This window comes from Sinomonas humi, from assembly GCF_000802235.1.
Taxonomy (GTDB): domain Bacteria; phylum Actinomycetota; class Actinomycetes; order Actinomycetales; family Micrococcaceae; genus Sinomonas; species Sinomonas humi.
This window is the reverse complement of sequence record NZ_JTDL01000117.1, coordinates 1-10,651: the sequence shown is the minus strand read 5'-3', so window position 1 is coordinate 10,651 and position 10,651 is coordinate 1. Positions and strand designations below refer to the sequence as shown.

Annotated in this window: 12 protein-coding genes; 10 read left to right on the top strand and 2 right to left on the bottom strand. The window is 66.9% G+C overall.

Annotated features, from left to right (window positions below; genetic code table 11):
* Positions 1-451 precede the first annotated feature (451 nt).
* A complete protein-coding gene (locus tag LK10_RS21920; protein ID WP_043123823.1) occupies positions 452-2,311 on the bottom strand; it encodes a hypothetical protein in 1,860 nt (619 codons plus the stop codon).
* A 143-nt stretch (positions 2,312-2,454) separates the two neighbouring features.
* Positions 2,455-2,661, bottom strand: a complete 207-nt coding sequence (locus LK10_RS11595; protein WP_043123821.1) for a ribbon-helix-helix domain-containing protein — start codon at positions 2,659-2,661, stop codon at positions 2,455-2,457.
* Positions 2,662-2,908: 247 nt separating this feature from the next.
* Here LK10_RS11595 and LK10_RS11590 point away from each other — a divergent pair, with 247 nt between their 5' ends.
* From LK10_RS11590 to LK10_RS11545, 10 genes are all read left to right on the top strand, one after another.
* Complete coding sequence (locus LK10_RS11590; protein WP_081998474.1) at positions 2,909-3,388, top strand: hypothetical protein; 480 nt, start codon at positions 2,909-2,911, stop codon at positions 3,386-3,388.
* Positions 3,381-3,857, top strand: a complete 477-nt coding sequence (locus LK10_RS11585; RefSeq protein ID WP_052207244.1) for a hypothetical protein — start codon at positions 3,381-3,383, stop codon at positions 3,855-3,857. The genes LK10_RS11590 and LK10_RS11585 overlap by 8 nt, the downstream gene beginning before the upstream one ends.
* A gap of 77 nt (positions 3,858-3,934) precedes the next feature.
* Entirely contained in the window at positions 3,935-4,816 is an 882-nt protein-coding gene (locus LK10_RS11580; RefSeq protein ID WP_043123818.1) for a hypothetical protein, read from the top strand.
* A 26-nt stretch (positions 4,817-4,842) separates the two neighbouring features.
* Positions 4,843-5,970 carry an alpha/beta hydrolase gene (locus LK10_RS11575; protein ID WP_156144144.1) on the top strand — a complete coding sequence of 376 codons (1,128 nt, stop codon included), beginning with the start codon at positions 4,843-4,845 and terminating at the stop codon, positions 5,968-5,970.
* Between the two features lie 42 nt (positions 5,971-6,012).
* Positions 6,013-7,119, top strand: a complete 1,107-nt coding sequence (locus LK10_RS11570; protein WP_231567737.1) for a CHAP domain-containing protein — start codon at positions 6,013-6,015, stop codon at positions 7,117-7,119.
* 5 nt (positions 7,120-7,124) lie between these two features.
* The gene (locus LK10_RS11565) at positions 7,125-7,655 is read left to right on the top strand and encodes a hypothetical protein (RefSeq protein ID WP_043123829.1); all 531 of its coding nucleotides are present in this window, start codon (positions 7,125-7,127) and stop codon (positions 7,653-7,655) included.
* Between the two features lie 14 nt (positions 7,656-7,669).
* Positions 7,670-9,112 carry a MinD/ParA family ATP-binding protein gene (locus LK10_RS11560; protein WP_043123817.1) on the top strand — a complete coding sequence of 481 codons (1,443 nt, stop codon included), beginning with the start codon at positions 7,670-7,672 and terminating at the stop codon, positions 9,110-9,112.
* Complete coding sequence (locus LK10_RS21375; RefSeq protein WP_043123814.1) at positions 9,109-9,729, top strand: DUF6668 family protein; 621 nt, start codon at positions 9,109-9,111, stop codon at positions 9,727-9,729. The genes LK10_RS11560 and LK10_RS21375 overlap by 4 nt, the downstream gene beginning before the upstream one ends.
* Positions 9,730-9,745: 16 nt before the next feature.
* Positions 9,746-10,051, top strand: coding sequence for a hypothetical protein (locus tag LK10_RS11550; protein WP_156144143.1), 306 nt, complete (start codon positions 9,746-9,748; stop codon positions 10,049-10,051).
* The coding region (locus LK10_RS11545; protein WP_052207241.1) for a hypothetical protein at positions 10,048-10,651 on the top strand (604 nt) is incomplete at its 3' end. The genes LK10_RS11550 and LK10_RS11545, both read left to right, overlap by 4 nt.

Sequence of the window (10,651 nt, the reverse complement as noted above, 5' to 3'; positions counted from 1 at the left end):
CGTCTGTACGATCGCACATACGAGAACTCAGTCTCCTTCCGTTGCCCTGAACTGAGGGTGAGACGTCGCCGCCAAGGTCTCGCGCCTAGAAATATGTCCATATGTACGTATAGCCATACGTGCTGTCGTACTTCTCACAGCTGAGCCGGTGTTAGGGACAGGGGAGTCACTCGTCGATTCCCCTGGGCTTGCTCAATGGCCACTTCTCCTCGGTGTAGCCGAAGCTCGTAGCTCTGGACGGGTTAAGCCCTTCAAACACGCATCCACGGATCCGACTCAAGGACCGCTATAAATACGTACATATGGCCATACAGCCCAGCGATGCAGGCCCAAAGCGACACGGCCGAGGGTTGGGCGGGGGAGTCCGGCAAGATCTCATGAATACCGGAGAAGCCTCGGCTTCACACAAACGCCGCCTCGCATGACACAGCGTCGCGACCGTCGATCTTGATCATGCGGCTACGTGCCAAAGAGCTGTGGAAGCGGCGTCGCCTGGGGGGATCCAGTGCTCATCGGTCTCGGGGTCGTAGAGATCAGCCTCGGCGAGCTGCTGGCCGGGGTCGTGGCGGTCGAGCCAGGCGTGCCAGACCGCGCGTTGGAGCCGATGGAGGGTGATCTGGGCGGCGACGTCCGCGTCGGCGCCCAGACGGTGGGCGAGCTGGGCGAGGCTGGTGGTGGCAGTGACGTGCCAACGGCGCTCCTGGTCGCGGTAGATCATCTGGTAGCCGGCCATTTCGGCCAGGGCCATCTCGGCGGTGGTGCGAGCGATGCGGGCGTCGCGGGCGATCTCGGCGGTGGTGGGGAAGTGGCGGGAGCGTTCGATGGCCTCGTAGGCCAGGGCCGCGCCGGGCCCGAGGGCACGGAAGACGGGTCTGATGGCGTGGATCTTGCCCTGGCGCCAGGTCAGGTCACGAGCGGTCTGCCTGTGCTGTTCCGGGAGTTCCACGAGATAGACGTCGGCGTTCCGGTGGCGGGCGTCGGCGATCTTGGTGACCATGCCGTCGGAGAGCTCGGAGAGCCGGCGCAGGAGCCTCGCCACCGTGCCGTGGTGTTGGCCCAGCGCCATGGCAAAAGCCCGGCAGCCTACGTCGAGAACATTGGTCTCCATCGTCCGCATGTATGCCAGCACTCCGCGGAGGAGGAACCTCAGCCCGATTCCCTCGCGCCCTAAGGATTGGAACCTTGCATCGAGCACCGCGTAGAGGACATTCTCCAAATCGTTGACCAGCTGGTGGATCGAGGCGGCCGAAGCTTTTGCCCCCCCGGTGGGTTCTGTGAGGCTTGTGTCGCTTTTACGGGTACTTCTCTCCCTTGCGCTGTTGGCGGTGAATTCGATCGCCTTGACCCATTCGCGCTCCAGGAGCCGCTCGAGCTGGGATCCCGACTGGTACAGGGCTGCCAGGCCTGGGAACTGGCCCGTGAGCTCGCCGCGGACCTGGGGAAGGGTCCACCCGCACGCGGCGAGGTGGTTCAGGACCGCCATCCGGGCCTCCGAGGCCGACCGGTAGCGCGCCGTGTCGTACAGACCTGTTTCGGCGATTGCCCGAAGCGGGGATTGCCACCCGCCACTTGGGTGCGGCATTGCGGCAGGGAGTGCGCCGTGGGCCTGAGGTTGCGGGCGCGCGACGTGGCCTCGGGCACGTCGCGCGCCCTCCTGACGGTTGCGGCGCAGCTCCGGGGCCAGTGCTCGGCGCAGCCGCTGGATGGCCTCAGGGGCGTTGCGGCGACGCAGGACCTCGTACGCGGCCGACAGCGGTGTCACTAGTTCCTGGTGGCCTCCGCGCTTATGGACCGAGCCCGGGACTCGGATGCACCCAGTGGAGGGATTGCGGTGCGGGCTGGCATCCAGGCTCGGTGCCAGCCGGGCCAGTGCCTCAACCAGCTCCCGGGCCTCCGCCCCGTCCATGCGCTCGCACAGTGGCACGTACAGGTGCCGGCCGCCACTGGGGGAGAGGTCCTCCACGTAGCGCAGCCCGCACGATGCCAAGAGGCTGCCGAGTCGCTCGGCGTCTCCGTCGACGACAGCCTGGGCGGCCTTGGAGGTGTCCAGATCCAGACATAGGGTCGTCACCGACCCGTCTGCGCCATGCACCAGTACGGCGGCGGGGCCTTTGGGAAGAGCGGCAGAGATCTGGATGGGCGTGCCCGGGTACTGGAACTTCCCCCGGATCCACCTGCCCGAACGGTATGAGGGCTGCCCCGCGATCAGGGGCGCAAGCGACCAAAGGTCCTTCGGTGCCGGCACGTTCGTGACACGCCGAGCGGTGACGTGCTCGAGAGTAGGTGACAGGACAGCCGCGTCGGCTACCATGAGAGGGCAGACTCCTTCCCGGGAGGTATGCGAAAGGGACCCACCCGCAAGGGAGGGTTTCAGATCCATCACCGGGTCGCCGGCAAGCAAAGCGGTGATGGGAGACTTATAAGAGGGCCCGCCGAGAGGCGGGCCCTTAGTCCTTAAGAGGCCCTTGCGATAGGCAGTGCCTCCTGCGAGTAGCTCATGGACTCGAAGTCAAGCGACTTGAGGTACTCGTGGATGATGCCCACGATTACCTGGCCCCGATCGTTTCCCTGAACAGCGGCGAGACGATCGAGCGCCTTCATGTCGTCGACGGGGAACCGGACAGTAGTGGCCTTGCGGTCGCCTCGATGTACCTGTGGCAATGGCTTCTCCCTCCTTCAGTCCTCAGGTCCATCAAACATGAATCTGGTTCCGCTCAAGCTGAACCCGGTTCGGCGTGTCGTCGGCGGATGGAAGTCGAGGAACCTGCCGCCTCTTCTCCCATTTCTCCAGTTACTCAACCACGGGCAATTTGGTCATGTCCAGTCTTGTTGGGCATGACCACCCCGGTTAGACGTGCCTAATCGAAGAAGATTAGACTGAGTGGGTTCCCAGTCCCCAGGGGAGTCGATGGACGATAACGAACATAAGCGGCAGCCCGAGGCCGAAGGGAACCAAGACGCGCCCGAAGAGTTCGAGTCACGCAGTGTTCGCTTGGCTCGCAAGCTCAATCTGCTGATGGATGCGCTGGAAGCAGAGGGCCGCAAGGTCACCTTTGCCGATATCCAGAAAGCCGTGGCCGCCGATGGCATTCAGTTGCACCGCTCCCGCTGGGGATACATGACCTCCGGCACGGGCCACAACACGACAGATGACCGACTCTTAGTCAGTCTGGCGAAGTTCTTTGGCGTGAATCCGCGCTATCTCATCATGGACACCGACGAAGTGCCCGAGCGGGTAGAGGCTCAGATGGATTTGCTCCACACCATGCGGATGAACAAGGTTCGCAACTTTGCCGCGCGCCAGTTGGCCGACGTCGACCCGGAGACGCTCAGGCGCATCACCGAAATACTCGCCGCCAGGAAGAACGATCCCCGCACTGATGACTGAGACGCTTCCGCCCCTCGAACGTGCACAACAAGCCTTCAAAGAACTCGGGCTTGGAACCGAAGTGAGCTTGGACAGCCTGATAGCGCATGTTCAGCGACTGCGAGGGCGGCCAATCCTCATTGAGGAACGCCCGGAACTCGTAACCACAACGACATGCGGGCTATGGTTCTCGACCGATGAACTGGAGATCGTGTTCCACCGGGAACCGCAGAGCGAGCTCCACCGGCAGCAGTTCATCCTGCACGAACTGGCCCACATGGTCCTCAGACATAACGAAGGGCTCGTCTCGGCCGATTATGCGAAAACGCTCTTCCCTGATTTGGATGGCGAGCGGGTACGTTCCGCCCTTGCCCGAGACGAATTCGACCGGGAGGACGAGATTGTCGCTGAACTCCTGGCGGATCTTCTCTCGGCAGCGATCCACACCTCCGATCGGGAGTACGCCGGCTATTCCGAGGTCTTCGGATGAGCTGGTTCATCGCTGGCCTTCTTTGGGCGCTAACAGTCGCTAAGGTTCTAACCCGCCGTCGTGGTCAGAGTCAGGTCATGCTGTGGTGCTCGTTCGTCTTTGCCGCATCGTTCTCGACGGATATCGGTCAGCTGTTCCAGCCCATTGATTCAATGCTCGGCGGGTGGAACTCAACCAACATCGCTGGCCATCTGCTCTTCTCCCTCGGGGTCTACCTCCTTGCCCGTTCAGTGGTTGCAGCCGGGGCCCCGCAGCACGCCCGGTGGATCGACGGCTGGAGCAGGCTCCTGCTGGGGGCAGTCATGGCCGCCCAATTGTCATTGTTCGCGTTCGTTCGAACAACCGGGCCATCGGCTCATTTCTCTTTGGCCTACGGGAATCAAGACGCGGCCCTCTGGTACGCACTTGTTGAGATCTTCTACGCCATCGTGGTGCTTGGTACTACAGGGGTCATTGCGTTCGTCCACAGCGCACGAATGCGTTCATGGCACTACGGCTGGGGCATGCGAGTCATCTCTCTTGGCTGCGCCCTTGCACTTGCTACCGAGGCTTCGGGGATCGAGAACGTGGTAAGGATTCATGACGGCACCCTCTCGGGCCTGTCAGCGTTCTCCCGCCAGCACGACATTCTCTTCGGGCTCGCCGGGGCAACGCTCGTGCTCGGCTTCGGCCTCCCCTCCGTTACAGGCTGGATCATCCGGACTCATCGTCGGCGCGAGGCCGTCAGGAGGATCGACATGCTGCGCCCGATCTGGGAGACCGCGACCGCGAACCGGAAGAACATCGGACTCGACCGCGCCGCCTCCGCAAGCCTCCAGCTCCACCGCATGGTGGTAGAGATCCGAGACGCTACGCTCGTCGACCCGGCCGTGCTGGAGACAATCAGGAATCGATTCGGATCCGAAGCCGAATCCCAGTTGGACGAGTCAGAGCGATTCCTCTCTGGCAACCTGACATGATCCGGAGTGCAGCGGCGGCTTGCGCCGTGGTTACTACTGCGTCTGTCGGAGCCGCATCGGTTGCGTTCGCCAGGAAGGCGACCGAGATCAGCTCCAAGCGAAGGGACACCCTTCCGATCATCTCGTGGACCGATGCAGTGGTCGAAGTAGCGGCTACGCCGGAAACTCTCGCACCCGGGCACTACAGCCTGTACACAGGCCAGGGCCGAGGGCACGCTCGCATAGGGAAGCTCATCGCGACCACGCCCGAGACCGTCGTACGCGAAGTCGAGGCAATCTATCGGCCCGCGCCCCCTGATGTTGCCTACGGCTATTGGTCCGGTTACGCCTTTGAAACCCCAGCCGACCTCGATCTTCCCTCAGTCGATGTCGAAATCCCAGTAGACCGAGGTTCCGCGCCCGCTTGGCTGATACCCGGGTCCAGCGCCGACGTCTGGACCGTGCACATTCACGGACTCGGAGGCCGTCGGGCCGCATGCCTCCGCTCGGTCCCGGTTTTTCAGGAGCTCGGCCACACTCAGCTCGTCGTCTCCTACTCGGGCGACCGGGACGCACCTCCGCTTACGGACCGACGTCATCACTTCGGCCTCGACGAATGGCAAGATGTCGATGCCGCCCTGAGTTTCGCTGTCGCCAACGGAGCCCAGAAAGTTATCCTCTCCGCATGGTCCATGGGGGCCACGATCGCTCTTCAGCTCCTCAAGCGGTCTGCCTTTCGACACGTCCTCGCGGGCATCGTCCTCACAGCCCCAGTCCTCGACTGGCGGCCCACTCTTGTGGAGCAGGGCGTGGCAGCTGGCCTGCCCGTCTTCATTACGAGGACCGGTCTCTCGATCCTCGGGTCCAGGCTCCTCCACCGCCTCGCAGGTCTCTCCCACGAGTTGGACTTCTCCTCGGCCTCGTGGTTTACCACTCCGCCTCAAGGTCTCCCTCCGATCCTCATCCTTCATTCCCCTGCAGATGCGATGGCTCCCTTTGCTCTCTCAGAACGGTGGGCCGCTGAGAACTCCGCAGATCTCGAAAGCGTCATCTCGCCTGGTCACACCCTCGAATGGAGCGCTCAAAGGACGGCATGCGAAGAGGCAGTCCGGAGATGGGTCAATCTCAAGTTGCCGACGACAAGCAGGAGACTGATTGACGTAGAGACCGACTGACCTAATCATTTGGACATGTCCAGGAAAAGTGGACGTGTCCAAATGACTGTGCTTGACTTCATTCATGGCCACGCCCTCGCGGTACAGAAGGACGATCTATGGGGTGCATGGCTGATGCGTGGAGCGCTATACGCAGGGGCTGGCGTGCTGATGGTGCCGTTGATGCTTGTCGGTTCCGTGGTCCTGCTGGGCGGGACGGATGCCCAGGCGAGGACGTGCGCGGCCCCGGCTGTGACTGTGGAAGCGAAGAGCGCTCCGATCGCCGGTCTCGACGGCGTCCAGCTCCAGAACGCTGCCGTGCTGATGGACCAGGCGATGCGGATGGGGCTGCCGGTGGCTGCGCAGATCCTCGTGGTGCAGGCTGCGATCGGCGAATCGAGCCTGCGCAGCATCGGCTACACGGACGCGGCCGGCACGGTGGGCGGAGTCGCGGTCACGGTCGGGATCCTCCAGCAGGACCCCTCCTACGGTCCTGTCGCGGACCGGATGGACGTGGCGAAGGCAGGGGCCGGGTTCCTGTCCCGGCTCAAGGACGTCCCGGGCTGGGAGTCGCTGGAGCCGACGATCGCGATCCACCGGGTCCAGCGCAACGCCGACCCCCAGCACTACGCGAAGTACCGCGACCAGGCCGTCCAGCTCGTGCAGGCCCTGGCAGGATCCACGGCGACCCCGGGCACCTGCGGCCAGAGCGCGGCCGGGGCCGGGGACGACCTGCCCTGGGGCCACGGGCCGATCGACGCCTCCGACGCCCTGGGCATGTACACGCGCGAGTGCGTCGACTTTGCCCTGTGGCGCGTGAACCAGGAGTCCGGCACTGCCTCGGCCCCGTTCCGGTACACCAACGCGGACTTCCGGGGCGACGGGGCGGTCCTGGGCAACGCCGTGACCTGGCTGGACGGGTGGCGGGCCAAGGGCTGGCCGGTCGGCACGGCACCCCAGCCCGGCGCCGTCGTCTACTACGCCCCCGGAACCGGCGGCGCCGGCAGCCTCGGCCACGTCGCCGTCGTCAAGGCCGTCGATCCGGACGGGTCCTTCCTCGAGGAGGGCTACAACGGAAACCCGCCCCCGAACGACCACAGCTACTACACGCGCACCGTGCAGGACTCCACGCCCACGGCGTTCCTGTACGTGCCGCAGACGAAGGGATGACCAGCATGCACGCGCCCACGAAGTGGAGGACAGGGACTGCAGTGTCCGCGGCGGTGCTGGTGCTCGCCTGCGCCGGGTGCTCGCCGGGTGGCCCGGCCTCCCAGACAGCCCCCACGCCGTCACTGGTCCCGTCCCCGTCCTGGACGGCGTCGCTGAGCGGCGGGGACCATGCCCAGGCCCCGGGCGCGACACCCCTGTCCGCGTCCTGGGACAAGGGAGCGGAGCAGGCCGCCAAGGACGCGGCCGCGAAGGCCATGGCGCTGTTCGCCCGGCCGGGTGTGGACCAGCGCACCTGGATCACCGACCTGGCCCCGCTGCTGTCCCCGGCGTACCGGACCGAGGCGGAGTACATCGACCCGGCCAAGGTCCCGGTGAGGAAGGTCCTGGCCGGCCCGGCGCTGGAGACCTCGGCGGGAGAGCCGCTGACGGCGAGGGCGGTCTTCGCCACCGACGCGGGGGAGTGGGTCGTCCTGCTCCACCGCACGGGAGCGGGCCAGCCCTGGCTGGTGGAGGCGATCGCCTCGGAGAACGACTGAGAGAAGGAGCAAGGATGGCGATCGACACGAGCAGGATCCGGGAGTTCCCCCCGATCAGCATCACCCTCAGAGGTGAGGAGGGGGAACTGCTGATCGGCGCGACAAGGCAGGCCGTCACGGCCGCCTCTGAGACCGAGGTCCGGCGCGAGCTGATCGGCCTGGTCGTGGCCCACGCCCGCACGGGCGGATCCCCGGTCCGGGTGACCACCCGCGATGCGGAGGGCATCGGCGTGCTGCTGGTCTCCCCGGAGGGGGAGATCGAGGAGGAGTACTCCGAAGCCCTCGAGGACATGGCGGAGCCGGTCGCCGCTAGGGCGACGCTGACCACTCCTCAGAAGCCGGTCCTCGAGGGGGCACCGGCTGCCGTGCCGGACGCCAGCGCCGAAGCCACGGACAGCTCCGAGGACCCGGACAGCTCCGAGGACACGGACAGCTTCGAGGACACGGACAGCTTCGAGCGCATTGTGAAGGACCTCGAAGAACCTCCCTCCAAGCCAGAACCCGCGGGGGAGCCCGTCGCAGTAGAGCTGCCGTCGCGGAAGTCGCTGCGGGACTCGCAGTCCTTCCTGGCGGTGCAGGAGAACGTCGAGCCGGCCCGGAAGGGCTGGCAGGGAAAGGTCAACGCCTTCGGGCTGTCCCTGGCCCCAGGGGCCGCGGAGCTGGCCGAACGCGCCGACGAGCACCTGGTCGCCCGGATCTACAGCGGCCCGCGCACCATCGCCGTGGTGAACCAGAAGGGCGGCGCATCCAAGACCCCGACGACTGTCTGCCTGGCCGCCGTCTTCGGACGCGCGGGCGGCTCCGTGCTGGCCTGGGACAACAACGAGACCACCGGCAGTCTCCCGTGGCGGGTCGAGCGCGGCGACCACACCTCCTCCGCCCTGCACGTCCTCGAGCGCGCAGCCCACCTGCTCTCGGACACCGCCCGCGCGGCGGACGTCAACGCCTTCGTGCACCGGCAGACCGCCGACAGGTACGACGCCCTGTTCTCGGACCAGGACATCGACGGCGAGCACGAGATCACAGCCGAGGAGGTCGACGTCCTCCACGCCGTCGCGTCGAAGTACTTCAACGTGATCCTGATGGACTCGGGCAACAACCACCGGGCGGCGAACTGGCGGCGCATGATCGGGCACACGGACCAGCTCGTCGTCTCCACCACGACCGTGGAGGACCGGGTCGAGGGGGCCCGCCTGACCCTCAAGGGCCTGGCCGGCCACGGGCGCACCGCTCGGCTCGCCGCCGAGGCCGTGGTCATCGTCTCCCAGGAGCAGCCCGGGCACGAGAGGCTCGCCCGGCTGCATGCCGAGAAGTTCCGCCCGTACGTGCGCGAGGTCCACGTGATCCCGTTCGATCCGGCCCTGAAGGACGGGGTGATCCGCTTCGGTGCGCTCCGCCCGGCCACCCAGCGCGCCTGGCTCGCCGCTGCCGCGGCGGTCGCGAAGGGCCTGGGATGACCGCCACAACCGCCAGCTCGGCCTCGAAGTGGCTCCAGGCCCTCCACGAGACCCCCGAGCCCGCAGCTACCCCCGCGGCCCCTGATGCACCGACCGGCCCCGTCCGGCCCCAGAAGGGCGTGCGGTGGGCCTCGGTGACCGGCGTCCCGCGGGTTCCGGTGGTCGGCCCGGCCCCCGCACTGTGGGTCATGGGCGCCCACGGCGGGGCAGGGGAGAGCACCCTGGCCGCCCTCCTCGACGGCGCCGCCGGCACAGGCCACGCCTGGCCAGTCCGCCAAGACGGCAGCAAGGACGGTGGCGGGAAGGACGTCGTGCTGCTCGTGTGCCGCTCCAACGCGGCGGGCCTGCGCGCTGCCCAGCTCGCGGCCATCGAATACGGCTCAGGGTCCCTGCCCGGTTCCCTCGCCGGGCTCGTGGTCACGGCCGACGCCCCCGGCCGGCCGCCCAAGGCCCTCGCCGACCGGATCCGGCTCGTGGCCGGGGCCGTGCCCCACCTCTGGCAGCTGCCCTGGGTGGAGGCCTGGCGGCTGGCCGAAGCCCCGGACCCCGCGTCGCTGCCCCCGGCGGGGCGCGGCGTCATCGACAAGCTCCGGCTGCACACCGCAGCCGGGAACTGACGTAGGAGGACTCCTGATGCACATCGAACTGCTGCACCACGCAGCCCAGGTCCTGGCCGACATCCCCAACCCCACCCCGTCCGCCCCGCCCGGCAGCGGCGGCCTGATGAAGATCCTCGGCTGGGCCGCCTGGGTCGTGTTCGGCCTGGCCGTCCTTGGCGTGATGATGGTGGCCGGGAAGATGATGATCGACCAGAAGGCCGGCCACGGCGGCGGCCAGCACGCCCAGTCCCTGGCGATGGTCCTCACCGGGTGCATCATCGCCTCGGTCGCCTCGGGCATCGTCGGGGGGATCGTGACGGCCGCAGGCGGCATGGCATGAACCACGGCCGCCCCAACAGCCAGCCCACCGACGGCCAGAGCCCTCCCCAAGGCCGGAGCCCGTGGACCCGGCCCTGGTTCATCGCCAGCGCCGCCGCGGTGGTGCTGATCGTCGCCCTCGGCATCGCCTACGCGATGGTCCCCTCCGGCGGCCACACGAACGCGGCCCCGGCACCGACGCTGACAGCGACGGCCGCAGGCACAGCCGGGGGCGGGCAGGAGAGCGCTTGCGGGCTCCCGGCCGGGGACCAGCGCTACCCGTCTATCGGCCTGCCCACCAGATGGGAGCTGCTCGGCCGCGTCGCGGTCCCCACAGACCCCCACGGCATCGGCCCGGGCAGGGTCGACGGGACCGTGCGCACCTGCTACCAGCACTCACCGACCGGCGCCCTCTACGCCGCCGCCAACATCATCGGGACAGGGCTTCTCCCCGGGGGCCAGACAGTCATCTTCAAGAATCTTGCAGCCAATTCGCCGATGCGGGACCAGGCTTTGGCCACGCCTCCCACACCGACTCCGGCTGACCCGTCGTTGAGCATGCAGATCGGCGGCTTCAAGCTCGTCTCCTACACCGGTGATACGGCCCGGATCGCCCTCGGGC